Origin of the sequence: Micromonospora sp. NPDC049051 (assembly GCF_043197575.1) — a bacterium.
Taxonomy (GTDB): Bacteria; Actinomycetota; Actinomycetes; order Mycobacteriales; family Micromonosporaceae; genus Micromonospora.
This window is the reverse complement of sequence record NZ_JBICTL010000005.1, coordinates 609832-635532: the sequence shown is the minus strand read 5'-3', so window position 1 is coordinate 635532 and position 25701 is coordinate 609832. Positions and strand designations below refer to the sequence as shown.

24 protein-coding genes are annotated in these 25701 nt (G+C 72.8%); 8 read left to right on the top strand and 16 right to left on the bottom strand.

The features are described 5' to 3' along the window. Positions 1–135: 135 nt before the first annotated feature. Both ACGFIR_RS24075 and mug read left to right on the top strand, forming a co-directional pair. Positions 136–897 (top strand): SDR family oxidoreductase, encoded by a 762-nt coding sequence (locus ACGFIR_RS24075; protein WP_393147247.1) that lies wholly within the window; start codon positions 136–138, stop codon positions 895–897. After that, positions 897–1643, top strand: a complete 747-nt coding sequence (gene mug / locus ACGFIR_RS24070; protein WP_393147245.1) for a G/U mismatch-specific DNA glycosylase — start codon at positions 897–899, stop codon at positions 1641–1643. The genes ACGFIR_RS24075 and mug overlap by 1 nt, the downstream gene beginning before the upstream one ends. Positions 1644–1736: 93 nt before the next feature. Here the strand turns inward: mug and ACGFIR_RS24065 are convergent, their stop codons facing one another. From ACGFIR_RS24065 to ACGFIR_RS24055, 3 genes are all read right to left on the bottom strand, one after another. Further along, positions 1737–3716: an ABC transporter ATP-binding protein gene (locus ACGFIR_RS24065; protein WP_393147299.1), complete on the bottom strand. Its 1980-nt coding sequence runs from the start codon at positions 3714–3716 to the stop codon at positions 1737–1739. A gap of 282 nt (positions 3717–3998) precedes the next feature. Beyond that, a complete protein-coding gene (locus ACGFIR_RS24060; protein WP_393147243.1) occupies positions 3999–4766 on the bottom strand; it encodes an enoyl-CoA hydratase/isomerase family protein in 768 nt (255 codons plus the stop codon). A gap of 46 nt (positions 4767–4812) precedes the next feature. Then, positions 4813–5040 (bottom strand): helix-turn-helix domain-containing protein, encoded by a 228-nt coding sequence (locus ACGFIR_RS24055; protein WP_007462679.1) that lies wholly within the window; start codon positions 5038–5040, stop codon positions 4813–4815. 258 nt (positions 5041–5298) lie between these two features. Between ACGFIR_RS24055 and ACGFIR_RS24050 the strand changes: the two genes are divergently transcribed. Further along, positions 5299–5898 carry a cadmium resistance transporter gene (locus tag ACGFIR_RS24050; RefSeq protein ID WP_393147241.1) on the top strand — a complete coding sequence of 200 codons (600 nt, stop codon included), beginning with the start codon at positions 5299–5301 and terminating at the stop codon, positions 5896–5898. A gap of 137 nt (positions 5899–6035) precedes the next feature. Here the strand turns inward: ACGFIR_RS24050 and ACGFIR_RS24045 are convergent, their stop codons facing one another. Then, positions 6036–7640 (bottom strand): ABC-F family ATP-binding cassette domain-containing protein, encoded by a 1605-nt coding sequence (locus tag ACGFIR_RS24045; RefSeq protein WP_393002518.1) that lies wholly within the window; start codon positions 7638–7640, stop codon positions 6036–6038. Positions 7641–7885: 245 nt separating this feature from the next. Here ACGFIR_RS24045 and ACGFIR_RS24040 point away from each other — a divergent pair, with 245 nt between their 5' ends. Beyond that, positions 7886–8803, top strand: coding sequence for a neutral zinc metallopeptidase (locus ACGFIR_RS24040; protein ID WP_393002933.1), 918 nt, complete (start codon positions 7886–7888; stop codon positions 8801–8803). A 126-nt stretch (positions 8804–8929) separates the two neighbouring features. Here the strand turns inward: ACGFIR_RS24040 and ACGFIR_RS24035 are convergent, their stop codons facing one another. Then, positions 8930–10270: a carbohydrate-binding protein gene (locus ACGFIR_RS24035; RefSeq protein WP_393147239.1), complete on the bottom strand. Its 1341-nt coding sequence runs from the start codon at positions 10268–10270 to the stop codon at positions 8930–8932. A gap of 314 nt (positions 10271–10584) precedes the next feature. On the opposite strand from ACGFIR_RS24035, the gene ACGFIR_RS24030 reads away from it, so the two are divergent. Together ACGFIR_RS24030 and ACGFIR_RS24025 are read left to right on the top strand one after the other, a co-directional pair. Then, on the top strand, positions 10585–11481 hold the full coding sequence (locus ACGFIR_RS24030; RefSeq protein WP_393147237.1) for a helix-turn-helix domain-containing protein: 897 nt from the start codon (positions 10585–10587) through the stop codon (positions 11479–11481). Positions 11482–11607: 126 nt separating this feature from the next. Next, positions 11608–12450 (top strand): carbohydrate-binding protein, encoded by an 843-nt coding sequence (locus ACGFIR_RS24025; RefSeq protein WP_393147235.1) that lies wholly within the window; start codon positions 11608–11610, stop codon positions 12448–12450. A gap of 120 nt (positions 12451–12570) precedes the next feature. Here ACGFIR_RS24025 and ACGFIR_RS24020 read toward each other — a convergent pair whose 3' ends face one another. The 3 genes from ACGFIR_RS24020 to ACGFIR_RS24010 are packed head-to-tail and all read right to left on the bottom strand — an operon-like array spanning position 12571 to position 15943. Further along, on the bottom strand, positions 12571–13902 hold the full coding sequence (locus tag ACGFIR_RS24020; protein ID WP_393147233.1) for a helix-turn-helix domain-containing protein: 1332 nt from the start codon (positions 13900–13902) through the stop codon (positions 12571–12573). Then, positions 13899–15245, bottom strand: a complete 1347-nt coding sequence (locus ACGFIR_RS24015; protein ID WP_393147231.1) for a helix-turn-helix domain-containing protein — start codon at positions 15243–15245, stop codon at positions 13899–13901. The genes ACGFIR_RS24020 and ACGFIR_RS24015 overlap by 4 nt, the downstream gene beginning before the upstream one ends. A 44-nt stretch (positions 15246–15289) precedes the next feature. After that, on the bottom strand, positions 15290–15943 hold the full coding sequence (locus tag ACGFIR_RS24010; protein WP_393002506.1) for an acVLRF1 family peptidyl-tRNA hydrolase: 654 nt from the start codon (positions 15941–15943) through the stop codon (positions 15290–15292). A 392-nt stretch (positions 15944–16335) separates the two neighbouring features. Here ACGFIR_RS24010 and ACGFIR_RS24005 point away from each other — a divergent pair, with 392 nt between their 5' ends. Then, positions 16336–17736 carry a PQQ-binding-like beta-propeller repeat protein gene (locus ACGFIR_RS24005; RefSeq protein ID WP_393147229.1) on the top strand — a complete coding sequence of 467 codons (1401 nt, stop codon included), beginning with the start codon at positions 16336–16338 and terminating at the stop codon, positions 17734–17736. Between the two features lie 87 nt (positions 17737–17823). On the opposite strand, the gene ACGFIR_RS24000 is transcribed toward ACGFIR_RS24005, so the two are convergent. The 8 genes from ACGFIR_RS24000 to ACGFIR_RS23965 all read right to left on the bottom strand — a co-directional run bounded on the left by ACGFIR_RS24000 (position 17824) and on the right by ACGFIR_RS23965 (position 24638). Next, entirely contained in the window at positions 17824–18279 is a 456-nt protein-coding gene (locus ACGFIR_RS24000) for a metal-sulfur cluster assembly factor (RefSeq protein ID WP_393147227.1), read from the bottom strand. Beyond that, positions 18276–18752: a Fe-S cluster assembly sulfur transfer protein SufU gene (sufU, locus tag ACGFIR_RS23995; RefSeq protein WP_393147225.1), complete on the bottom strand. Its 477-nt coding sequence runs from the start codon at positions 18750–18752 to the stop codon at positions 18276–18278. Before sufU ends, ACGFIR_RS24000 begins: the two co-directional genes overlap by 4 nt. Positions 18753–18794: 42 nt before the next feature. Continuing rightward, positions 18795–20099 (bottom strand): cysteine desulfurase, encoded by a 1305-nt coding sequence (locus ACGFIR_RS23990; protein WP_393147222.1) that lies wholly within the window; start codon positions 20097–20099, stop codon positions 18795–18797. 32 nt (positions 20100–20131) lie between these two features. Further along, positions 20132–20905, bottom strand: coding sequence for a Fe-S cluster assembly ATPase SufC (gene sufC / locus ACGFIR_RS23985; protein WP_393147220.1), 774 nt, complete (start codon positions 20903–20905; stop codon positions 20132–20134). Then, positions 20905–21231: a non-heme iron oxygenase ferredoxin subunit gene (locus tag ACGFIR_RS23980; protein WP_393147218.1), complete on the bottom strand. Its 327-nt coding sequence runs from the start codon at positions 21229–21231 to the stop codon at positions 20905–20907. The genes sufC and ACGFIR_RS23980 overlap by 1 nt, the downstream gene beginning before the upstream one ends. Next, positions 21231–22379 (bottom strand): Fe-S cluster assembly protein SufD, encoded by a 1149-nt coding sequence (gene sufD, locus ACGFIR_RS23975; RefSeq protein ID WP_393147216.1) that lies wholly within the window; start codon positions 22377–22379, stop codon positions 21231–21233. The genes ACGFIR_RS23980 and sufD overlap by 1 nt, the downstream gene beginning before the upstream one ends. A 76-nt stretch (positions 22380–22455) precedes the next feature. Next, a complete protein-coding gene (gene sufB / locus ACGFIR_RS23970; protein ID WP_393147214.1) occupies positions 22456–23886 on the bottom strand; it encodes a Fe-S cluster assembly protein SufB in 1431 nt (476 codons plus the stop codon). Then, complete coding sequence (locus ACGFIR_RS23965) at positions 23883–24638, bottom strand: helix-turn-helix transcriptional regulator (RefSeq protein WP_393002493.1); 756 nt, start codon at positions 24636–24638, stop codon at positions 23883–23885. Before ACGFIR_RS23965 ends, sufB begins: the two co-directional genes overlap by 4 nt. Before the next feature lie 98 nt (positions 24639–24736). On the opposite strand from ACGFIR_RS23965, the gene ACGFIR_RS23960 reads away from it, so the two are divergent. Beyond that, complete coding sequence (locus ACGFIR_RS23960; protein WP_393147212.1) at positions 24737–25699, top strand: heme A synthase; 963 nt, start codon at positions 24737–24739, stop codon at positions 25697–25699. The last annotated feature ends 2 nt before the right edge of the window (positions 25700–25701 follow it).

The following is a 25701-nucleotide window of genomic DNA, read 5'->3' as shown; positions in this document are numbered from 1 at the left end:
ACCGGTCGCCGCTGGTCGCCGCCGAACCGCCCGCTGGACCGGCCGTCGCTGGCCGCCGACCGCCGGTCGGCCCGAGGGCCGGTCGGACCGAGGGCCCCGCTGGCGGATCCCGCCGGGTGCGGCAGGATCGGCGGCATGGATCTCGGACTCACCGATCGGGTGTACGTACTCACCGGCGCCTCCCGGGGGCTGGGTTACGCCACCGCGCAGTGCCTCGTCGCCGACGGCGCCCGCGTGGTGCTCTCCGCCCGCGACGCCGACGCCGTGGCCGCCGCCGCGCAACGCCTCGGCGGACCGGAGCGGGCGGTCGGGCTGGCCGCCGACCTGGCCGACGCCCGGACGCCGGAGCGTCTCGTGGCGGCGGCCCGGGAGCACTTCGGCCGGCTGGACGGGGCGCTGGTCTCGGTCGGCGGACCACCGCCGGGCAGCGCCGCCTCGGTCACCGACGAGCAGTGGCGCCGCTCCTTCGAGACGGTCTTCCTCGGCAGCGTGCGCATGGTCCGTACCGTCGCCGAGAACCTGACCGAGGGCGGGGCGATCGGGCTGGTCCTGTCGACCTCGGCCCGTGGGCCGGTGCCCGGCCTGGGCATCTCCAACGGCCTGCGCCCCGGCCTCGTGGGCATGGCCAAGGACGTCGCCGACGAGTACGGGCCCCGGGGCGTACGGGTGGTCGGTCTGCTGCCCGGCCGGATCATGACCGACCGCAACGTGGAGCTCTTCGCGGCCACCGGCGATCCCGAACGGGCGCGCGCGGAGGCCGAGGCCGCCATCCCGCTGCGCCGCATCGGTGCCCCGGTCGAGTTCGGCCGGGTGGCCGCGTTCGTCCTCTCCCCCGCCGCGAGCTACCTGACCGGGGTGACCGTGCCGGTCGACGGCGGCGCGCTACGGGGCCTGTGATGGCCGCACCCGCCGGCGGATCGGGCACCGGCTCTCCCGGCGGATCGGGCACCGGCTCTCCCCGCGGATCGGGCACCGGCACCCCGAGTGGGTCGGGCGCCAACTCCCGCAGTGGGTCGGGCACCGGCACCCCGGGCGAATCGGGCACCGGCTCCGCCGGTCGGCGGAAGGCCCGTGCGGCGGAGGCGGTCGGACGGTATCCGCGCCCCAGCAGGGAGGAACTCGCCGCCGCGGCGGAGCGCACCATTCCCGACGTCATCGCCCCCGGTCTGGACGTGCTCTTCGTCGGGATCAACCCGGGGCTGTGGTCGGCAGCGACCGGGTGGCACTTCGCCCGGCCGGGCAACCGGTTCTGGCCCGCGCTGCACCGGGGCGGGTTCACGCCCCGGCTGCTGCACCCCAGCGAGCAGGACGAGCTGCCCGGATACGGCCTCGGCATCACCAACATGGTCGCGCGGGCCAGTGCGCGCGCCGACGAGCTGACCCCGGCCGAACTGGTCGCGGGGGCGCAGCTCCTCACCAAGAAGGTCGAGCGGCACCGCCCCCGCTGGGTGGCCGTGGTGGGGGTGACCGCGTACCGGGTCGGCTTCGCCCGGCCGAAGGCCGCCTTCGGGCCGCAGCGGGAGCCGCTGGCGGGCGCCCGGCTCTGGGTGCTGCCCAACCCCAGCGGCCTGAACGCGCACTTCACACCGGAGACGCTCGGCGCCGCGTTCGGGGAGCTGCGCGCGGCGGTCGCCGCCGGCTGAGGCACGCCGTCCCGCTCACGGCGCTCCGGGCGGTGTCACTCGGCGGCGGCCTGCTCAGGCGGTGCCACTTGGCGGCGGCCGGCTGAGGCGGCGTCAGTTGGCGGCGGCCGGGGGCAGCGCCTCTTCGGCGAGGTAGGGCCGCAGCGGCGGCACGGCCACCGGCTCGGGCCCTGTCGCGTCGGCGTACGGGGCCGGCGAGTCGGCGACCGCGAACTGGGTGCGGTAGAGCTCGGCGTAGAGCCCGCCCACGGCCACCAGTTCCTCGTGCCGGCCCCGCTCGACGATCCGCCCGCCGTCGAGCACCAGGATCTGGTCGGCGTCGCGGACGGTCGACAGCCGGTGCGCGATCACCAGCGCCGTACGCCCGGTCAGCGCCACCGACAGCGCCCGCTGCACGGCGGCCTCGCTCTCCGAGTCGAGGTGCGCCGTCGCCTCGTCGAGGATCACGATCGACGGGGCCTTGAGCAGCAGCCGGGCGATGGCGATGCGCTGCTTCTCGCCGCCGGAGAAGCGGTAGCCGCGCTCGCCGACGAGGGTGTCCAACCCCTCCGGTAGCGACCGGACCAGGTCGGCGACCTGCGCCCCGGCCAGGGCGGCCCAGATCTCGTCGTCGGTGGCGTCCGGCTTGGCGTAGCGCAGGTTCTCGGCGATGGTCTCGTGGAACAGGTGCGAATCCTGGGTGACCACACCGATCTCGTCGCGCAGCGAGTCGAGGGTGGCGTCGCGGACGTCGACGCCGCCGACCAGCACCTGGCCGTCGGTGACGTCGTAGACGCGGGAGATCAGCATGGACAGCGTCGACTTGCCGGCCCCGGAGGGGCCGACCAGCGCCACCATCTGCCCCGGCGCGACCGCGAACGACACGCCCTTGAGCACGGGCTCGTTGACCGTACGGTCGAGGGCGGCGACCTCCTCCAGGCTGGCGAGCGAGATCTCGGCGGCGCTGGGGTAGCGGAACCGGACGTCGCGGAACTCGATCCGGCCGCTGCCCCGGGGCACCGGCACGGCGTCGGGTTTCTCCTGGATCGTCGGCTTCAGATCGAGCACCTCGAAGACCCGGTCGAAGGAGACCAGCGCGCTCATCACGTCGACCCGGACGTTGGAGAGCGCGGTCAGTGGGCCGTAGAGGCGGGTGAGCAGCAGGGCGAGGGTCACCACGGTGCCGGCGCTGACGTTTCCGGTGACCGCCAGCCAGCCACCGAGACCGTAGGTGAGCGCCTGGGCCAGGGAGGCGACCAGCAGCATCGCCACGAAGAACGTCCGTGAGTACATCGCGGACTGGATGCCGATGTCGCGGACCCGCTCGGCCCGCCCGGCGAACCGGCGCGCCTCCACCTCGGGCCGGCCGAAGAGCTTCACGAGCAACGCACCCGATACGCCGAACCGCTCGGTCATCGTCGCGTTCATCTTCGCGTCGAGGTTGTAGGACTCCCGGGTGATCTCGGCGAGCCGTTTGCCGACCCGGCGGGCCGGGATGATGAACACCGGCAGCAGCACCAGCGAGAGCGCGGTGATCTGCCAGGAGAGGGTGAACATCACGGCGGCGGTGAGCACGAGCTGGATGACGTTGCTGACGACGCCGGACAGCGTCGAGGTGAACGCCCGCTGCGCGCCGAGCACGTCGTTGTTGAGCCGGCTGACCAGCGCGCCGGTCTGCGTACGGGTGAAGAACTGCAGCGGCATCCGCTGGACGTGGTCGTAGACCCGGGTGCGCAGGTCGAGGATGATGCCCTCGCCGATGCGGGCCGAATACCACCGCTGGGCGAGCGAGAGCAGCGCGTCGGCCACCGCGAGCCCGGCGATGACGAGCGCCAGCCGCACCACCGCGTTGCCGGCGTCGGCGCCGCCCCGGGTGATCGTGTCGATCACGTCGCCGGCGAGCACCGGCGTGGCCACCCCGATGACCGCGGCGAGCACCACGGTGACCAGGAAGACGACGATGTCCCGGCGGTAGGGCGCGGCGAAGGCCACGATCCGGCGGGCCACCCCGCGCTTGAGCCGGTGGGTGGAGATCTCGTCGCGGCTGCGTATCGACCGGAGCATGCTCCATCCGGCCATGCCGCCGCCGGACATCGAGTTGGACACGTTCACCTCCGGGTCGTCGGGCTGACCGCACCGTCAGGTCAATTCTCCCGACGACTCTGACAACCTCGGCCGTGACCCTGATCTTCCCGAACGGTCCTTACCGAGTGCTCTCCCCGGCCAGCAATGGCCCCAGCCGGCCGATCCGCCTACTCTCCCGGCCAGCGAAATTCCGTAGCCGGCCGATCCGCCTACTCTCCCGGCCAGCGAAATTCCGTAGCCGGCCGATCCGCCTGCTCTCCCGCCTGGCGAGGTTCCGCAGGCGGACGGTGGCTACTCTCCCCGTCCGGCGAGGTCGCGCAGCCGGCGGGTCTGCGCCTCCCGCTCGGCCCGCTGCTGGTCGGCGGCGGAGCGGCCGGTCGCGCCGGCCAGCAGCGCCTTGATCTCCACCACCGCGTCGCGGTTGTTGGCCAGCAGCCCCGCGGTCAGGTCGCGCACCGCCGCGTCCAGTTCGGCGTTCGGCACCACCAGGGTGGCCAGGCCGATCCGGTCCGCCTCGGCGGCGTCCAGCCGCCGGCCGGTCGCGCAGATCTCCAGCGCGCGGCTGTAGCCGACCAGGTCGACCAAGCGCCCGGTGCCGGCGAGATCCGGGACCAGGCCGAGCGTCACCTCTCCCATGGAGAACTTCGCGTCCTCGGCCAGCACGCGCAGGTCGCAGGCGAGCGCCAACTGGAAGCCGGCGCCGATCGCGTGCCCCTGGACGGCGGCGACAGTGACGACGTCGGGGCGGTGCAACCAGGTGAAGCCGTCCTGGTATTCGGCGATCCGGTCGGCGCACTCCTGCTCGGACAGGGTGGCCAGCGCGGCGAACGACTCCGCGCCGGAGGAGCCAGCCGTCGACAGGTCGAGGCCGGCGGAGAACGCCCGGCCCTCGCCACGCACGACCACTACGCGTACGTCGCCAGGGAGGTCCCGGGAGAAATCGCTCATCGCGCGCCACATCGACGGGGTCTGCGCGTTGAGCACGTCGGGCCGGCACAACGTGACCGTCGCGACCGGCCCGTCGCATTCCAGCCGGACCCCGGTCGCCTCGGCGGTCACCGAGCGACCCGGGGAACGGCGCTGACGTACGACGCTGGTGGGCGGGTCACGCCTTCTTACGGCGTCGGGCGCCGCCCCGCTGCCGCAGCTGGACCCCGGACTCGGTGAGCACCCGGTGGATGAACCCGTAGGAACGGCCGGTCGAGGCCGCGAGCGCGCGGATGCTCTCACCCGAGGTGTACCGCTTTACCAGGTCCTTGGCGAGCGTCTGACGCTCGGCTCCGACGATCCGGCGACCCTTCTCAGTGCTGGTGGCTGTGCCAGTGGCTGCCATGCTGTGTCCTCACGTCCCAGACTGTGCGGTTCGGATACGGTCCCACCTATTAGACCGCCTCGAACGATCATGCGCCAGATATCAACTCTTCGCCAACCGACACGCTATGCGATGTCGTCTTCCCGATAGCGTGATGCTCACGACGCGTCGGGGCGGCCCGACCAGCCCCCGCGCCCCGTCCGGAGCGGCCGACTCGGTGCAGGCGACGGCGGTCGACGCGCCCTCAGGGCGTCGGCCGGCGGGCCGTACCCTGCTGGCGTGATCGACCTGCTCGGCACCGCCGCCAGCGCCGCCGTGGTGTTCGCCGCCACCGACATCGACGACATCGTCATCCTGACGCTGTTCTTCGTCGCCGCCCGCACCACCGGCCGGCCCCGCACCTGGCAGATCGTCGCCGGGCAGTACCTGGGCATCGGCGCGCTTGCGCTGGCCAGCGCGGTGGTCGCGGCCGGGCTGCTGGTGGTGCCCGATCCGTGGACCGGGCTGCTCGGCCTGCTCCCGATCGCCCTGGGCGTCCGTGCGCTGCTCGGCCGCGACGCCGACGACGCCCCGGCCGTGGTGGGCTCCGCCCTCGGCGTGGCCGGGGTGACGATCGCCAACGGCGCCGACAACATCGCCGTCTACGTGCCGGTCTTCCGGGCGCTCGGCCCGGCCGACAGCGCGGTGTTCCTGCTGGTCTTCGTGGTGCTCATCGCGCTGTGGTGCGTCGCGGGGGCCTGGCTGGGCGGTCACCCCCGGGTGACGCGGCTGGTCGGGCGCGTCGGCCACTGGCTCGTCCCGGCCGTCTTCATCGCCATCGGCCTGGTCATCCTGGCCACCTCCGGCGTCCTGCCCCACCTGCTCGACCTGCTGCCCTGAACCGCCCCTCCCTGCCCTGACCGCCTCCGAGTCCCGTTGATCATGAAGTTGTTGTCACGACACGCCGGGACGGAGCGCAACAACTTCATGATCAACGCTGCGGGGCGGGGCGGGGCGGGTGGCGCGGGGCGGGCGGGTCAGGCGAGTTCTACCAGTTCCAGGAGGTCGTCGCTCCAGGCGTCCTCGTCGCCGTCGGGCAGCAGGATGGCGCGGTCGGGCTTCAGCGCCATGACCGCGCCCGGATCGTGGGTGACCAGCACGATCGCGCCCGGGTAGCGGGCGATGGCGTCGAGCACCTGCTCCCGGCTGACCGGGTCGAGGTTGTTCGTCGGCTCGTCGAGCAGCAGCACGTTCGCCCCGGAGCAGACCAGGGTGGCCAGCGCGAGTCGGGTCTTCTCGCCGCCGGAGAGCACCCCGGCCGGCTTGTCCACGTCGTCGCCGGAGAACAGGAACGCCCCGAGGATCTTCCGCAGGTCGGTGTCGGTCTGCTCGATGGCGGCGCTGCGCATGTGCTCCAGCACCGTACGGTCCACGTCGAGCGTCTCGTGCTCCTGCGCGTAGTAGCCGAGCCGCAGGCCGTGACCGGCGTGCACCCCGCCGGTGTCCGGCTCCAGCAGGCCGCCGAGCATCCGCAGCAGGGTGGTCTTGCCGGCGCCGTTGAGGCCGAGGATGGCCACCCGGGAGCCCCGGTCGACCGCCACGTTGACGTCGGTGAAGATCTCCAGTGAGCCGTACGACTTCGACAGGCCGGTCGCGGTGAGCGGGGTCTTGCCGCACGGGGCCGGGTTCGGGAAACGCACCTTCGCCACCCTGTCGGCGACGCGTACCTCCTCCAGGCCCGAGATCAGCTTCTCGGCCCGGCGGGCCATGTTCTGCGCGGCGACGGTCTTGGTGGCCTTGGCCCGCATCTTGTCGGCCTGGGCCATCAGCGCGCCGGCCTTCTTCTCGGCGTTGGCGCGCTCCCGGCGGCGGCGCCGCTCGTCGGTCTCGCGGGCCTCCAGGTAGGCCTTCCAGCCCAGGTTGTAGACGTCGACCACGGAGCGGGTGGCGTCGAGGAACCACACCTTGTTGACCACCGACTCCAGCAGCGAGCCGTCGTGGGAAATCACGATCAGGCCGCCCTTGTGGTTGGCGAGGAAGCTGCGCAGCCAGGTGATCGAGTCGGCGTCGAGGTGGTTGGTCGGCTCGTCGAGCAGCAGGATGCCGCCGCCGTTCTCGCCCGCGTCGCGGAACAGGATCCGGGCCAGCTCGATGCGGCGGCGCTGACCGCCGGAGAGGGTGCCGATGGTCTGGGCGAGCGCCCGGTCGGGCAGGCCGAGGTTGGCGCAGATCCGGGCGGCCTCGGCCTCGGCCGCGTACCCGCCGAGGGAGGCGAACTGGTCCTCCAGCGCGCCGTAGCGGCGGACCAGCCGGTCGTCGGCGCCGTCGGCGAGCTTGGCCTCGATCTCCTTCATCTGGGCCATCAGCACGTCCAGGCCCCGGGCGGAGAGCACCCGGTCGCGGCCGGTGACCTCCAGGTCGCCGGTGCGGGGGTCCTGCGGGAGGTAGCCGATGGCGCTGCGCCGATCGATCTGCCCGGCGTACGGCTGGCCCTCGCCGGCGAGCACCTTCAGCGTGGTGGTCTTGCCGGCGCCGTTGCGGCCGACCAGGCCGATCCGGTCACCCGGCTGCACCCGCAGCGTGGTGTCGGACAGCAGGATGCGGGCGCCGGCGCGCAGCTCCAGGCCGGTGGCAGTGATCATGTCGGAGGACTCGCTCTCGGGGTCTGGAAGGGCTGACTCAGGGCACGCGAAAGCGCCGGCGAGCACGAGGCCCGTCGGCGCGGGGCGGTTCAGCCTTCGCAGAGCAGCACGGGGGCAAGTGTACCGGGCGTCGTCCGGCCGCCCCTCCGGATTACCGATCAAGATCATCGGGTACCGGAACGCCGTCCGGACCCGGTCCGGTACCGCAACCACCAAAACGGATCAAATCGGTGATCGGGGTAGACATGGAGCTGAACGAGAACGCACGGATCGACACCAGCCAGGTGGACGACCGGCGAGGATCCGGCGGGGGCGGCGGGCTGGGCGGCATCCCCATCCCGATCGGTGGCGGCCGGGGTGGCCTCGTCGGCCTGGTCATCGCCGTGCTCGTCGCGCTCGTCGGCGGCGGCTTCGGCCTGAACGCGGCCACCAGCGGCGGCGACGAGCCGCAGGGCGACAACACGTCCCTGGAGCAGAAGTGCTCGGCCGAGGACGCGCTCCAGCAGCTCGACTGCCGCAACGCGCTCTACGTCAACTCGATCCAGGCGTACTGGCAGAAGGCCCTGCCCGAGGCGTTCGGCGAGCAGTACCGCCCGTCGAAGACGGTGTTCTTCAGCCAGGGCGTCAACACCGCCTGCGGGCAGGCCGACTCCGGGGTCGGCCCGTTCTACTGCCCCGCCGACGACCAGGTCTACATCGACCTCACCTTCTACCAGGTGCTCGCCCAGCAGCTCGGCGCCTCCGGTGAGTTCGCCCAGCCGTACGTGCTCGCCCACGAGTACGGCCACCACGTGCAGGACCTGCTCGGCACCGAGGCGGAGATGCGCCGCCAGCAGCAGCGCGACCCGGACAACGCGAACGCCCTCTCGGTGAAGCTGGAGTTGCAGGCCGACTGCTACGCGGGCGCCTGGGCGAAGAACGCCACCGGCACCGCCGACGCGAGCGGTCAGAAGATCTTCACCAGCATCAGCGAGCAGGACATCCAGCAGGCCATCGACGCCGCCGAGAAGATCGGCGACGACGCCATCTCCAAGCGGGCCAACCGGCCGGTGAACCCGGAGGAGTTCACCCACGGCTCGTCGGCGCAGCGCAAGGAGTGGTTCACCCGGGGCTACAGCACGGGCGACCCGAAGTCCTGCGACACCTTCCGCGGCAGCCTCTGACCCACCATGGGCGTCGGGCGGGGACGGCAGGCCCCGCCGAGCGCGCCGCCACATCCCGTACAGGCAGGCCACGGGCCCGGTCGGTGACCGGGCCCGTGGCGCGTACGCGTGGCGGAGCGGCGGCGGTCAGACCCGCTGCCAGAGCGCCGGCACGTTCGGCGGCTCCCAGCCCGGCTGGGCGATGTGTCCCTGCAGGCAGCGGTACGACTGGCCCGCGTAGCTCACCGTCGCGCCGGCGGCGTATCCGGTGCCGACCTGCCAGGTCGTGCCGTCGGGCGGGTTGCCGGTCGAGGTGGGTGTGGGGGTCGGCGCGGGGCCGCCGGCGGTGACGAGGCTCAGCCCGTACGCCGCCAGGATCGCGTTGACCGGCTGGAAGTACATCGTCCCGCCGGTGGTGCAGTTGCCGGAGCCGCCCGAGGTGACCCCCTGCGCCTGGTCGCCGGAGATCCACGAGCCGCCGGAGTCGCCCGGCTCGGCACAGGCGTTGCTCCGGGTCAGTCCGGTAACCGTGCCCTCCGGGTAGGTCACCGAGGCGTTCTTCTGCTGGATGGTGCCGCAGCGCCAGCCGGTGGTGGAGCCGGACCGGCAGACCGCCGCCCCCACGGCAGCTTCGGCGCTGCCCGCCACCGTGACCGTGCCGCCGCAGTAATCGTTCACCAGCCCGCGCGGGGTGTTCCCGGCGTCCACCTGCACCCAGGCGTAGTCGCGGCCCGGGAAGGTGGAGCCGCGGACGGTGCCGCCCGGCTGGGAGGTGCGGGCGCCGGCCCGGCCGCAGTGCCCGGCGGTGACGAAGCCGCCGTTGACGGAGAACCCGATCGAGCACCGGCTACTGCCGGTGTAGTAGGCGTTGCCACCGATCACGTCGGCGTACGGCCTCGGGTTCTCGGTGCTGCCCTGGACCCGCACCGCGCCGGCCGGCACGCCCGCCGCGGCGGCGAAGGACCGGGCCGCGGCCGAGCCGCCGTCGCGGGCCAGCACCACGACGGAGTTGCCGGGAAGGTCGGCGTACCAGCCGACCACGGTGGCCGGCGCGGCGGCGGCCCGACGGTTCAGCCGGTCGACCGCCGCGTGCAGGGTGTCCTCGCCGTAGGTGACCGGGACCGGGACAGCGCCGAGGGCGCGGACGGGGCCGGCGTCGGCGGCGCGGGTGACGCCGACCGCCACGGCGGCACCTTCGGCGGTGACCCAGGTGCCGCCGTAGCCGGCACCGAGCGTGGTCCGCAGCACCTGCTGCGCGCGGCTGGCGCGATCGTCGACCGCCAGGCGGGCGCGGGCCTGGTCCGGGGTCAGCCGAAGGTCCCGTTGCAGGGCGGCGAACATCTCCGGCGCGACGCCGCCGGAACCGACGGCCGGCGCGGTGGGGCTGGGGGTGGTGTCGGCGCCGGCCTGGGTGGCCAGGGCCATGGTCAGCACCAGAACGGCAGCACCCAGGGTAGTTGCCGCCACGGTGGCTGGTCGTCGGAGCATGGGGGTCTCCTCGCGGTCAGAACGATGTGGAGGGTCGGATAAAGCCCGCCTGATCAGGCATGTGAGTGCCGTACGGCGGGATCGCGCCGATGCGCTACAGACACAACAACAAATGTTGTTAACTGTGTTGCCCTCACCGTAGGTTAGACATCCGATGCCGTCAATACAGGTCGCGATCGATCGCACCCCGTCCCTCCACCGCGAACGGAGCCGCCCGTGTCCCCGCCGCGCCCGCACGACCGCCGGACCAGGACCGTGCCCGCACGACCCGCCGTGGTCCCCGCACCGGCCACCCGCTCCCGGCGCCGAGCCCTGTGACCGGCCCGTCGCCGGCGCTGCCCCGGCACGACCTGGCGGTATCCGCCCCGGACGAGCTGCCCTTCGCCGTCGGGTCCTTCGGGGAGATCGGCCCGCTCTCCCGCGCCGACTTTCCGCACCGGCACGTCTTCTACGAGCTGGTGTACGTGACCCACGGGCGGGCCACGCACGTCATCGACCTCGACGCCCACCCCGTCCGACCGCCGCACCTGTTCGTCGTCACGCCCGGCCAGGTGCACCACTGGCAGGAGCAGCGCGACCTGCGCGGGCACGTGCTGCTCTGCGCCGCCGAGTTCCTGCTGACCTTCCCGGCCGACCGCGACGCGCTGCACCGCTCGGGGCACCGCTCCTGGCGCCCGCGCGACGACGCGCAGGCGAGGCGGATCGCCACCCTGATGCGGTGGACGACGGCCGAGTACCGCCGGGGTGGGCGCGGCCGGGCGAGCACCCTGCGCGCCTACCTGCACCTGCTGCTCACCGAGGTGCGCCGCTCCCGCCCCACGGGCCCGCCTCCCGGCCCGCCGCCCGAGCCGGGCACCCGCAACCAGCGCGCCGCCGCGATCGCCCGCCGCTTCGAGGAGCTGCTCGGCGAGCCGGACCTCGTCGGCGAGCCTCCCCGCGCGTACGCCCGTCGCATCGGCGTGTCGGTGCGCCACCTCAACGACGCGGTCCCGCTGGCCACCGGCGCCACCCCCGCCCGGCTGATCCGCCGGGCCCGGGTCCTGGAGGCGAAGCGCCTGCTGACCCGGACCGACCTCACCGTGGCCGCGATCGCCGACCGGCTCGGCTTCGCCGACCCCGCCTACTTCTGCCGGTTCTTCCGCCGGGAGACCGGCGACTCCCCCGGCACGTTCCGCCGGCACGGCGGAAAACACCACGATTCCGCCGGCTGACACATCGACGTACCCCGACGTCCGTCAATAGCGTCGGGTCGCCGGCCGCGCCGGCCCGCCCGGGTGTGCCGGGACTTCCCGGGCCGGCCGGGCCCCGACACCCGTCCCCCACCAGAAGGAACGCTCATGAACGATGCAGCCAGCGACGCACCGGAACCGGACGGTTCCCGCGCCAACAGCGGCGTGACACGCAAGAGCGTGCTGCGGGCGGCAGCACTGGCCCTGCCCGCCCCGTTCCTCGTCACCGGCGCCGCGCGGGCGGTGGGCGCGAGGACGGCCGACCCCGCGTCGGCGCCGCCGCTCACCCCGTACTGCGACGACGGCGACGACCCGACGCCGGCGCAGATGGAGGGCCCCTACTTCAAGCCGAACTCACCGCGCCGCTCCTCGCTCGTCGAGGCCGGCACGGTCGGCACCCGACTCACCGTCACCGGCCACGTCTTCGGGCTGGACTGCCGGCCGCTCCCCGACGTGCTGCTGGACTTCTGGCAGGCCGACGCCAACGGCGGCTACGACAACACCGGCTACCGGCTGCGCGGCCACCAGTTCACCGACGCGTCCGGCGCGTACCGGCTCAGCACGATCGTGCCGGGCCTCTATCCCGGGCGGACGCGGCACATCCACGTCAAGGCGCAGGCGCCGAACCGGCCGGTGCTCACCACCCAGCTGTACTTCCCCGGCGAGCCCCGCAACAGCACGGACACTCTCTTCGATCCCGCGCTGCTGATGACGGTACGCACGGTGAACGGCGTCCGGGAGGCGAGTTTCGACTTCGTCCTCAATGTGACCTCCGGCCCCGCCCCGACCCCGACCGGCACCGCCCCCGGCGGCACCTGGGCGGTCGGCACCGCGTACCCGGCCGGGGCCCGGGTCACCTACGGCGGCGTCGGCTACCGCTGTCTACAGGCGCACACCGCCCAGCCCGGCTGGGAACCGCCGAACGCGCCGGCGCTCTGGGCCCGGGACTGACACCCGGCAAGCACCGGCCGCCCCGCGGACCGAGGCAGGGCGACCGGGCGGTGACCAGTGTTTGCGGCCGACCAGACGACCCGGCCGAAGGCCCCCGGCGGCGTACCCGTCGCCGGGGGCTCAGGCCGTGGCGCGCAGCACGGCGACCCGCTCGCCGAGCTGCTCCACCTGGCGCAGCCCTTCGCGGAGCAGGTCGAGCGCGTCGTCCGGGCGGCCCCACCCCTGCATCCGGTCGGCCAGCAGCAGGACCACCGCCGCCAGCTCCCGGCGCCGCCCGGCCGCCCGGTAGCCGGCGAGCGCCGCCCGCAGGTGCCGCTCGGCACCGGCCCGGTCGCCGTCGTCGTCGCGCAGCAGGCCGCGCACCCGGTCGGCGCGGGCCGCCACCACCGGGTCGTCGCCGAGGTCGACGGCGTCGCGCAACAGGGCCTCGGCCCGCGCCGGCTGGCCCAGCGCGTGGTAGACCTCCGCCAGTTCCACCCCGACCTCACGGGCCAGCGTCGGCTGGCCGGCGTCCGCCAGCACCGCGTGCGCCCTCGCCAGGTCGGCGAGGGCACCGGCGAGGTCGCCCGCCTTCCGGCGCCCCTGCCCCCGGGCCCGGTGACAGCACGCCAGCAGCCACCGCATGGCGACCTGCCGGGCCGCATGGCGGGCCTGCTCGGCAGCGACCCCGGCCTCCGCCGTCCGCCCCGCCGCGAGCAACGAGGACGCGACGCTCAGGTGCAGACCGGCGACCCGGGCCGGCGCGGCGAGCACCGCCAGGGCCAGGGCCTGCGTGGCGGCCTCCGCCGCCGCCCCCTCGTCGCCGAGCGCGACGTGACAGCGCACCAGCTCGGCGTGCAGGACCAGCAGGACCGACGGATCCGGGTACCCGTCGCGCAGCAGCGCGTCCCGCGCCTCGGTGAGCAGGTAGCGGGCGTAGCGCGGGTCACCGGCGTGGTATGCCAGCCCGGCCCGGCCAACCGCCGCCTCGGCGCGCACGTGCGGGGACGCCCCTGCCAGGAGAGCCTCCGCACGATCGAGCTGGGCCGACGCGGCCCCGGGTTCGTCGCGGCGCAGCGCCGCGCCCGCCAGGCCCAGCCGGGCCCAGGCTTCCAACACCGGCTCGGCCAGCTCGACGGCGGCCTCGGCCACCTCGCGGCAGACGGCAGCCGCCTCTTCGGCGGAGCCGGCCAGGTCGGCCTCGGCCAGGCGTAGCCGCAGGCGCACCGCGTCCGCCGGCGAGCGGCCGGTGTACAGGTCCGAGGGCGTGACGCCGAGCCGCTCGGCGAAATGGGCGACGGCGTCGGCGGAGGGCACCCGGCGACCGCTCTCCACGGCGGAGACGTAGGCCGCGCTGTACCGGGGCTCGGCCAGGGCGCGCTGGGTGAGCCCCCGTGCCGCGCGCAGCCGCTGCACACGCGCGCCCAGCCCGCTCGTCGCCGCACCCGCCACGACGGGCTCCGGCCGGCTCACGACAGCCGCTCCGCCGCGCGCAGGCCGCGACGCAGCACCGCCGCCGCCTCGTCGCGCTCCCCCCGGGCCAGCAACAGCTCCGCGAGGTGGCGACAGGTGATCACCACGTCGCCCATCAGGCCGGCCCGCTCGTACCGGTCGACGGCCCGCAGCAGCAGCCGCCGCGCCTGCTCGCCGTCGCCCTGGACGGCCCGCACCAGCCCGCGTACCCGGTCGGCCTCGGCCATGATCTCGCGGTGGTCGCTGGCGGTCGCCGCCCCGGCCGCCTCCTCGGCCAGCTCAGCCGCCTCGTCCAGCGCGCCCTCGCGCCGACGCGCCTCGGCCAGCTCGAGCGTCGCCCCGGCGTGGTCGAGCACCGCGCCGACGGCGCCCAGCGTCTCCCGGGCGCGCCGCAACTGCGCCCCCGCCTCCCCCGGTCGCCCGGCCCGCAACAGGACGTAGCCACGGGCCCAGTGACACAAGCCGATCTCCCGGGTCAGCCCCAGCTCGGTGTAGCGACGGACGGCCTCCCGCAGGTGCCGGTCCGCCTCGTCCAGCTCGCCGTCGCGACGCAACTGCCCGGCGACGGCGTGGAACTGTGCCACCCACTCCCGGTTGGTCACCCGGGCGAGCAGGGGCGTCACCTCCCGCTCCAACCGTCGGGCCCGCTCCCGCCAGCTCAGCTCGAGAAACGTGTACATCAACGCGTTGGTCAACCGCAGCTCGGCGTCGGCGTCCACCGGGGGCACCGCCCGCAGGTCCCGCAGGCCGCCCTCCAGGATCGCCACCGCCCGCGGCGCGTCCCCGGCGACCAGCAGGCAGTACGCCTGCCGGGCCAGCACCGCCGCGCGCAGCCCCGGACAGTCGTCGGGCAGTTGGTCGGCAAGCTCGTCGTACCGGGTGGCGGCGTCCTCGGTGCGCCCCCGGTGCAGCTGGGCCTCCGCCAGGTGGTATCCGGCCCAACCGGCCAGCTCGGACAGGCGGTAGCGCTCCGCGCGACGGCGTATTCCGGTCAACGCACGCTCGGCGGCGTCCAACCTGCCGGCGGAGAGGTCCCGGCGGGCCGCCGCCAGCTCGGCCTCGAGCTGGGCGGCCGCGTTGGCCGGCCGGCCGTGGCGCAGGTCGTCGACCGCCAACCCGAGGCGGTCGGCGAAGTGGGCCAGCGCCTCGGGGCTGGGCATCCGGGCCCCGGACTCCACGGCGCCCAGGTAGGCGCGGGTGTAGCGGGAGCCGACGACCTGCTGCTGGGTGAGGCCACGGGCCAGGCGCAGCCGTCTGATCCGGTCACCCAGGCTCTCCCCGACCGCGTCGTCGCGGGAGTCGACGTCCCCGAACACGGCGACGTCGGCCGCCGTCTGCGTCATCCTGGCCCCTTCCCCGACCGTCACGCCCAGCCTAGTGCGCCGGGTCAGGACGGCGCGGGGTCGCGGACCAGGATCCGGACCGCCCGGGCCGCCGCGATCGCGCCGACGAGCACGGCGTGGCGGGGCTCGGGCACGTCCAGCAGCCGCTCGGCGCGCAGCGCCGCGAGCGGGGCGAGCCGCCGGTCGGCCAGCACGGTGTCCACCGCCCGCCGATCGCCGCCGCAGACCAGCGCGCTGAGCGACGCCGCCTCCGGCAGCAGCAGCCGTACGGCCAGGTCGACGGCGTCACCCAGCGCCGCCTTCGCCTGGTTGTCGCGCCGCCGGGCGAAGCGCTGCTGAGACCACCCCCCGGCGGCGGTTCGTCCCTGCACGTAGCGGGTGTCCACCTTGGAGACCACCAGTTCCTCCCCCGCCGCGACGCCCACCGCCACCGCGCCCTTGCGGGCCAGCAGCAGGCCGATGCGCCGGGGCGCGGTCGCGGCGGCCACGAAACCGGGCAGGTCGGCGGCGGTGGGCGCGCCGGGCGGGGTGTGCAGCTCGGCGGTCGCGCCGTCCGGCGCGGCCAGCCGCAGCCCGTACGCCTCGATTGTGGTGGTCGGCGGGCCGTGCCGGTCGGCGAAGCCGGCGACCCAGCGGGCCATCCGGCCGGGCTCCACGTCCACCCACCGGCCTCCCCCGGCCGCCGGTCTGCTGCTCATAGGCCCGAAGGTACGGCACTCCCGGCCGCCCAGCTCCGGCGGTCGCTCAGCAGACGGGTACGGATCCGGGGCATCGACATGCTCTAGTACGCTGCCGCTGCCGCTTCCCGGATCGGGGCACTTTCCGGGCGGTCGTGTTCTTCGCCGTTGCGAGCATCGACGAGAGGGCAGGTATGGAGTCGGTAACGGGTGGGATGGACAGCCCTGTCGACGGCTCAGCCGGGACGAGCGCCGACCCGCCGAGTAACGGGCAGTCCCCGGCAGGTGCCGCTCCCGCGACGGAAGAATCCCGACGCCTGCGCGTACGGGACGTGCTCTGGCTGCCCCTGGGGCTGGCCCTGCTCCTGCTCGGCTGGTGGCTTCCCCTCAGGGAGCTGTACGTCGTCGGCGCCGTGACGGCCCCGGCGGGAGTCGCGGTGATCGTCTTCAGGATCTCCGGCGGGCTGCGCGGCATCCGACCACGGCCACTGCTCGTCGCCACGGTCGTCCTCGCCACCTTCGCCGCCGGGGCACTCGTCCAGGCACCACGACTGGTGATGTCCCAGCCGGATGGACCGTACGTGTGGCACTCGTCGAGAGGCACCGGCGACGACAGGTACGGCGCATTTGTCGAAGAGGTCAAGACGCTGCCCCACGTGCTACTCATGAAGACTCGTGGCGGGCTGCGGGGACGCGACCCGCAGACGGGCGAGAGGATGTTCGGGATCTGGACGAAGAACGGTCGCGTTTTCGTCGGCCCGGACGGAAACATGGCGGTGCATGACAGCGCCGAATTCAGATATTACAGCGCCACCGGCTCGTTGCTGTGGCAGCTTGCGCACCCCTCCCGTGTCCCTGTCGAGCGTGTACTGGTCGCCATGGGCACTGGCACCGTCGTCCTGCGCGACTGCCTCAAAGACTCGTGCGTCTACACCGGGCACGGGCCGTCCGGCGCGGTGTTGTGGACGGCCACCGGCGCCCACCATAAAACCGAGTTCGGCCCCGTCGGCAACGACGATCGCATCAGTGGTGCGCGCATCCGGGTCGCGCCGACTGTCGTCGCCGTCGACCCGAACCCGCGCACCGATGAGCGTGCGACCCTCATCAGGACGACCACGGTACGCGGGGCCGACGGACGAATCCTCGGCACCACACGCGGCAACGCGACCGCCGTCATCGGCGAGACGGTGGTGCTGGACGTGGGCGGATGCCAGCTCGCCGCAGTCCGGGGCGGCAAGGCCATCTGGACCACCCAGGGCCTGCCCTGTGCAGACGTGCCCCGGAACGCAAACCCGAGATACTTCGAGAAGCGCCTCTACTTCAAGAGCTTCACCGACAACGAATGGACCGGCACCATCACGGTCGGTCTCGACGACGGTCAGTGGCGCGCGACCGGTCCTCTCCAGACCGACTTCGACAGCAAGTTCGTTCCACATCGCACGACGGGCGTGGCCGGCGACGAGATATGGGTCGAGCGACGCGGCCAGTCCCTCACCGGTGTGGACGCCGCCACCGGCCAGGCCCTCTGGACCTTCCGCGCTCCGGGCCCCCTCTTTCCGACGATGCTCGTTCTCCAGCAGGGGGCTGTCGTGGTGGCGTCGAGCCCGGGCGAGCGGCTCACCGAACTCACCGGAGAGCACGATTCGTGCCTCATCACGGTGCTCGACGCGCGCACCGGCCGGACGACCGCCCGACTGGTCCTGCCGCACCCACGCGGCTCCAGCATCTCCGGCGTCGCACCGGGGCGAGCCTTCCTCCAGGGCCCCAGCTTCGTCGACGATCGAGACGCCGACGGACTTCTGGGCCGCCCGTAGCATCTGCCGACCGGCCAGTGACGGGATGGTCGGTGACGCATCGAGCGCGGCACCCCTGCTGAGGTGCCGCGCTCGACGAGAAACGGGTCAGACGTTGAAGCCGAGGGAGCGGAGCTGGTCGCGCCCCTCGTCGGTGATCTTGTCCGGCCCCCACGGCGGGAGCCACACCCAGTTGATCCGGATGTCGTCGACCAGGCCGCCGCCCGGTCCGGTGGTCAGCGCCTGCCGGGCCTGGTCCTCGATCACGTCGGTCAGCGGGCAGGCCGCCGAGGTCAGCGTCATGTCCAGGGTGGCCACGTTGTCGTCGCCGACGTGCACGCCGTAGACCAGGCCGAGGTCGACCACGTTGATGCCCAGCTCGGGGTCGACGACGTCCTTCATCGCCTCCTCGACGTCGGCGACGGCGGCCTTGCCCTTGGCCGCCGACGTGGCGGCCGGCGCCCCGTCCGTGGCCGGAGCGGCGGCCTCCGTGGCCGGAGCGGCCGGCACGGCCGCGCCCTCGGTCTCCGGGGTCGCCGCGGTGGCGGTGTCCTCGCTGCTCATGCCTCAACCTCCGTCGGGCTCACGCCCACACCGGCGCGTGCCGCGGCGTCCTTGAACGCCATCCACGGCAACAGCGCGCACTTGACCCGGGCGGGGTAGCGGGCGACACCCGCGAACGCGACCCCGTCACCGAGCACGTCCTCGTCCGGCGTGACCTGGCCACGACCGGACATCAACTCGACGAACGCCTCGTGCACCCGGAACGCGTCGCCCGCGCCCCGGCCCACCAGCAGCTCGTGCAGCACGCTCGCCGACGCCTGGCTGATCGAACAGCCCATGCCGTCGTACGAGACGTCGTGCAGCACGTCGCCGTCGGTGGCCACCCGTACGGTCACCTCGTCGCCGCACGTCGGGTTGACGTGGTGCGCCTCGGCGACCCGGGCGTCCGTGGCGTCCGCGTCACGCAGGCCGCGACCGTGCGGGTGCTTGTAGTGGTCCAGGATGATCTCCTGGTAAAGAGATTCAAGCTGCATCAGGCTGAACTCCCGTCGATCCGCGGGCTCCCGCGTCGCCGCTCACTCGAACACCTTCCGCACCTGCTCCAGGCCCGCCACCAGGGCGTCGATCTCCTCGGTGGTGGTGTAGAGGTAGAACGAGGCACGCGTCATGGCCGGCACCCCGAACCGGGTGCACACCGGCTTGGCGCAGTGGTGGCCGACGCGCACCTGCACGCCGAGGGAGTCGAGCACCTGCCCGACGTCGTGCGGATGGATGTCGCCGAGCGCGAAGGAGATGGTGCCGCCCCGGCCCACCGGCACGCTCGGCCCGAAGATCCGCAGGCCGGGCACCGTGGCGAGGGCGTCCAACGCGTACGCCGTCAGCTCCTTCTCGTGCCACTGGATGGCCCGCATCCCGATGCCGTTGAGGTAGTCGACGGCCGCGCCGAGCGCGACCGCCTCGGCGATCGGCGGGGTGCCGGCCTCGAAGCGGGCCGGCGGCGCGGCGAACGTGGAGCGGGCCATGCTGACGGTCTCGATCATCGACCCGCCGCCCAGCACCGGCGGCATCGCCGCCAGCAGCTCGGCCCGGCCCCAGAGCACCCCGATGCCGGTCGGGCCGCACATCTTGTGCCCGGTGAAGACGACGAAGTCGGCGTCGTAGTCGACCACGTCCATCGGCATGTGCGGCACCGACTGGGAGCAGTCGAGCAGCAGCAGCGCGCCCACCTCGCGGACCCGCGCGGTGATCCGCGAGGTGGCGTTGACCGTGCCGAGGATGTTGGACATGTGCACCAGCGAGACGATCTTCGTCCGCTCCGTGACCAGGTCCTCCAGGCCCGACTCGTCCAGGCGCCCCTGATCGGTGACCGGGAACCAGCGCAGGGTCGCGCCGGTGCGCTCGCAGAGCAACTGCCACGGGACGATGTTCGAGTGGTGCTCCATCTCGGAGATCACCACCTCGTCACCCGGGCCGAGCCGGAAGCGCTCGTCGGCGTCGGAGCGCAGCGACGCGTTGGAGAACGCGTACGCCACGACGTTGATCGCCTCGGTGGAGTTCTTGGTGAACACCACCTCGTCCACGCTCGGCGCGTTGATGAACGCGGCGATCTTCGCCCGCGCGCCCTCGTACGCCTCGGTGGCCTCCGTGCCCAGCGTGTGCACCGAGCGGGACACGTTGGCGTTGTGCATGGCGTAGTGCTCGCCGAGCACGTCGAGCACCTGCCGCGGCTTGTGCGAGGTGTTGGCGCTGTCGAGGTAGACCAGCCGGTGCCCGTTGACCTCCCGGTCGAGGATCGGGAAGTCGGCGCGCACCGCCGCCACGTCGTAACGCGGCACGTCGTCGTACTGCGGCATCCCCGACGGGATCGCGATGGAAGTCATGTCGACCGGCCCACCCATTCTTCCGAGAGGACTCAGGCCCGCGCCGCGCCGGCCCCGGCGACGTAGCGCTCGTAGCCCTCTTCCTCGAGCTTGTCGGCCAGCTCCGGGCCGCCCTGCTCGACGATCCGACCGGCGACGAAGACGTGCACGAAGTCCGGCTTGATGTAGCGCAGGATCCGGGTGTAGTGGGTGATCAGCAGCATCCCGGTGTCGCCGGTGTCGCGGACCCGGTTCACGCCCTCGCTGACGACGCGCAGCGCGTCCACGTCGAGGCCGGAGTCGGTCTCGTCGAGGATGGCGATCTTGGGCTTGAGCAGCTCCAGCTGCACGATCTCGTGCCGCTTCTTCTCACCGCCGGAGAAGCCCTCGTTGACGTTGCGCTGGGCGAACGCCGGGTCCATCTGGAGGCGCTGCATGGCCCCGCGCAGCTCGCCGCCCCAGGTGCGCAGCTTGGGCGCCTGCCCGTCGATGGCGGTCTTGGCGGTACGCAGGAAGTTCGCCACCGAGACGCCGGGGACCTCGACCGGGTACTGCATGGCCAGGAAGAGGCCGGCGCGGGCCCGCTCGTCCACGGACAGGGCCAGCACGTCCTCGCCGTCGAGCGTCACCGAGCCGCCGGTGATCTCGTACTTGGGGTGGCCGGCGATCGAGTAGGCCAGGGTGGACTTGCCGGAGCCGTTCGGGCCCATGATCGCGTGGGTCTCGCCCGAGCGGACGGTCAGGTCGACACCGGCCAGGATCGGCTTGAGCTCACCCTCGGGCAGCTTGACCGACACCTTCAGGTCGCGGATCTCCAGGGTGCTCATTATCGGGTCACTCCATTGCTCGGCGTGAGACTGACGTAGATGTCGCCGTCTCGGACTTCGACGGGATAGACGGGTACGGGTTCGGTGGCGGGCAGCCCGGTCGGCTCGCCGGTCCTCAGGTCGAAACGGGATCCGTGCAGCCAGCATTCCAGCGTGCAACCCTCGACCTCCCCCTCGGAGAGGGCGACCGCGGCGTGCGAGCACTCGTCGTAGGCGGCGTAGAAGACGCCGTCCTCGCCGTGCACCAGCGCGATCGGGGTGCCGTCGACGTCGGCACTGATCACGGTGCCCTTCGGCACTTCCTCGGTGGAGCAGAGCCGGATCATCAGGCGCCGGCCTTCGCGAGGCGGCCCTCGATGGCGTCGCCCAGCCGCTCCCGCAGTTCCTCGACCGGGATCTTGTTAATCAGCTCCGCGAAGAAGCCGCGGACCACCAGGCGCCGCGCCTCGGCCTCCGGGATGCCCCGGGCCATCAGGTAGAACAGCTGCTCGTCGTCGAAGCGGCCGGTCGCGCTCGCGTGCCCGGCGCCGGCGATCTCGCCGGTCTCGATCTCCAGATTGGGTACGGAGTCGGCCCGCGCGCCGTCGGTCAGCAGCAGGTTCCGGTTGATCTCGTACGTGTCGGTGCCGGTCGCCTCGGCGCGGATCAGCACGTCGCCCACCCAGACGGTACGCGCGCTCTCGCCCTGCAGGGCGCCCCGGTAGCCGACGTAGCTGCGGCAGTCGGGCACGGTGTGGTCGACCAGCTGGCGGTGCTCCAGGTGCTGCCCCGAGTCGGCGAAGTAGAGGCCGTACAGTTCGGCCTCGCCGCCCCGCTCGGTGTATTCCACCGAGGTGTACTGCCGGACCAGGTCGCCGCCGAGGGAGACCTGGACGTGCACCACCTTCGCGTCGCGACCCAGCTTCAGCTTCAGGTGCTGGGCCTGGACGGCGTCGTCGGCCCAGTCGGCGACGGTGACCAGGGTCAGCTTCGCCCCGTCGGCGACGGACACCTCGACGTTGTCGGCCAGGGTGCCGCTGTCCGCGTAGTGCAGCACGAGGACCGACTCGGAGAGCGCGCCGATGTCGATGAAGGTGTGCGCGAAGGTCACGACGTCGGACGGCCCACCGTGCACGGTGACGGTCACCGGCTCGGCGACGACCGCCTCCCGGGCCACCTCGACCAGCAGGTCGACCTCGGACTCGCCGTAGGCGCGCGCGCTGACCCGGTCCACCGGCACCAGCACGCTGCCCCGGCGCGGGTCGTCCTTCGCGAGGCTCCCGATCCGGACCCCCTCGGGCAGCTGCCCGTACTCGAAGGCGGGCCAGTGGGCGGACTCGTCGGTGACTGCGCCGTCGAGCAGGCCGCGCAGCCGCTTGAGCGGGGTGAAGCGCCACTCCTCCTCCAGGCCCGTGAGGGCCGGGAAGTCGGCGACGTCGTACGAGCGGAGCGCCTGCGACTTGGTGCTGGGCGGCGCGGAAGCCTGGGTAGTCATCTCTTCCTTGGTCTGTTCTACGACGTGTCCTGAACTGCGGTGGCGGGCCGACGGAGCCGGCCCGCCAGCGGCGGCGTCAGCCGACCGCGCCCTCCATCTGGAGCTCGATCAGACGGTTGAGCTCCAGGGCGTACTCCATCGGGAGCTCCTTGGCGATCGGCTCGATGAAGCCGCGCACGATCATCGCCATCGCCTCGTCCTCGCTCAGGCCCCGGCTCATCAGGTAGAAGAGCTGGTCGTCACTGATCTTGGAGACGGTGGCCTCGTGCCCCATCGACACGTCGTCCTCGCGGATGTCGACGTACGGGTAGGTGTCCGAGCGGGAGATGGTGTCGACCAGCAGCGCGTCGCACTTGACCGTGCTGCGGCTGCTGTGCGAACCCTCCAGCACCTGGACCAGGCCCCGGTACGACGTGCGGCCGCCGCCCCGGGCGATCGACTTGGAGACGATGGTGGAGGAGGTGTGCGGCGCGGCGTGCACCATCTTGGCGCCCGCGTCCTGGTGCTGCCCCTCGCCGGCCATGGCCACCGAGAGCACCTCGCCCTTGGCGTGCTCGCCGGTCATGTAGACCGCCGGGTACTTCATGGTGACCTTGGAGCCGATGTTGCCGTCGACCCACTCCATGGTCGCGCCCTCGTGGCACACGGCCCGCTTGGTGACCAGGTTGTAGACGTTGTTCGACCAGTTCTGGATGGTCGTGTAGCGGCACCGGGCGTTCTTCTTGACGATGATCTCCACGACGGCGCTGTGCAGCGAGTCGGAGGAGTACAGCGGCGCGGTGCAGCCCTCGACGTAGTGCACGTACGCACCCTCGTCGACGATGATCAGCGTCCGCTCGAACTGGCCCATGTTCTCCGTGTTGATCCGGAAGTAGGCCTGCAGCGGGATCTCCACGTGCACGCCCTTCGGCACGTAGATGAACGAGCCACCGGACCAGACGGAGGTGTTCAGCGCGGCGAACTTGTTGTCGCCGACCGGGATCACCGTGCCGAAGTACTCCTTGAAGATGTCCTCGTGCTCGCGCAGCGCGGTGTCGGTGTCGAGGAAGACGACGCCCTGCTCCTCGAGGTCCTCACGGATCTTGTGGTAGACGACCTCGGACTCGTACTGCGCCGCGACGCCGGCGACCAGCCGCTGCTTCTCCGCCTCGGGGATGCCCAGCCGGTCGTAGGTGTTCTTGATGTCCTCGGGCAGGTCCTCCCAGCTGGTGGCCTGCTTCTCGGTGGACCGCACGAAGTACTTGATGTTGTCGAAGTCGATCCCGGTGAGGTCCGCGCCCCAGCCCGGCATCGGCTTGCGGTCGAACAGCCGCAGGCCCTTCAGACGCAGGTCGAGCATCCAGGCCGGCTCGTTCTTCTTGGCCGAGATGTCCCGCACCACCGCCTCGTTGAGGCCGCGCTGGGCGGACGCCCCCGCGACGTCGGGGTCGGCCCAGCCGTACTCGTAGCGACCGAGGGCGGCGAGCTGCTCCTCCTGGGTCAGGGGCTGGACGATCTGCTCGGTCATCTATCTGTCCTCACAGTGGTGACGGTGTTACCGGACTGGGCGCGCGGCTGGGTGGGGATGTGCGTGGTGCACACCCCGTCGCCGTGCGCGATGGTGGCCAGGCGCTGCACGTGGGTGCCGACCAGACGGGAGATCACCGCGGTCTCGGCCTCGCACAGCTGGGGGAACTCGGCGGCCACGTGCGCCACCGGGCAGTGGTGCTGACAGAGCTGGCCGCCGGAGGCGATCGTGGACGCGTTCGCAGCGTAGCCCTCGGCGGTCAGCGCTCCGGCGAGCGCCTCGGCCCGCGCGAGCGGATCGTCGCCGGCGTCCTCCATGGCGGCCCGGCAGCGGGCCTCCAGCGCGGCGACCTGGTCGGTGGCGAACGCCTCAACCGCCTCCGCGCCGCCGTTGCGCGAGATCCAGCGCAGCGCGGCGGTGGCCATGTTGTCGTAGTGGTGGGTGCCACAGCGCACGCGGGCCGCGTCGGTCAGCACGAACACCTTCGCCGGACGGCCCCGGCCGCGGTGGCCACGGACGGTCTGCTCGCGGGCGACCACGTCACCGTCGGCGAGCATCGCGTCGAGGTGCCGGCGGATCGCGGCCGGGCTGAGCCCGAGCGCCGAGCCGAGCTGCGCGGCGGTGGTCGCGCCCCGCTCCAGCAGCAGCTGGGTGACCCGGTCGCGGGTGGAGAGGTCCGCGACGGACGCGGACTGACCGGCGGCCCGGGTGGCCGTCGGCCGGTGCCCCGAGAGCCCCGCCACGTTTTTCACAACGCCAACGTTACGTAATTCGTCGGAGCCCCGCAAACTCGGGTCCCGGTGATCCGAACCACCGCACGGACGGAGTCACCCGATCGTGGTCCACTACGGTGCGTAGGATTTGCGCCGTGAAGCGACCCGCCCGATTTCCGGTCTCCACCACCCTGCTGCGCCGTCTCGCGCTCGCCTCGATCATCGCGAACGTGGGAATCGTCGTCACCGGCGGGGCCGTCCGACTCACCGCCTCCGGCCTCGGCTGCCCCACCTGGCCCAGGTGCACCGAGGAGTCGTACGTGACGACACCGGAGATGGGCATCTACGGCGTGATCGAGTTCGGCAACCGCCTGCTCACCTTCGCGGTCGGCTTCATCGCGCTGGCGGTGCTGCTGGCCGTGCTGCTGCACCTCCCCCGGCGCGGGGACCTGGTCCCGCTCGCGGTCGCCGTGCTCTTCGGCATCCCGGCACAGGCGATCATCGGCGGGATCACCGTACTGACCAACCTCAACCCGTGGGTGGTCGGCCTGCACTTCCTCGCCTCGATGCTGGTGATCGCGGCGGCGTACGCCCTCTGGCGCCGGATCGAGGACCCGGTGGGCCCGGCGGCGTCCGTCGTGCCGGCACCGCTGCGAACCCTGACCGCGCTCACCACCGTGGTCAGCGCCGCCGTACTGGTGATCGGCACCTGGGTCACCGGCAGCGGCCCGCACGCGGGCGACCACGGCGCCGCGCGCAACGGGCTCGACCCGCAGACGATCTCCCAGGTGCACGCCGACAGCGTCTTCCTGCTGATCGGCCTCTCCGTGGCGCTGGTCTTCGCCTTCCGCGCGGTCGGCGCCCAGCGGGCCGCACGGGCCGCCACGGTGCTGGTCGCGGTCGAGCTGGGTCAGGGCCTGATCGGCTTCGTGCAGTACTTCACGAACCTGCCGGCGCTGCTGGTGGGCGCGCACATGCTGGGCTCCTGTCTCGTGCTGCTGGCCACCCTGTCGATGCAGTGGTCGACCCGCGAGCGCCGTCCGGTCGGGTCGACCACGACCCCGGAGGCTGCCGACCGGGCCGTCCCGGTCGCCGCCTGACC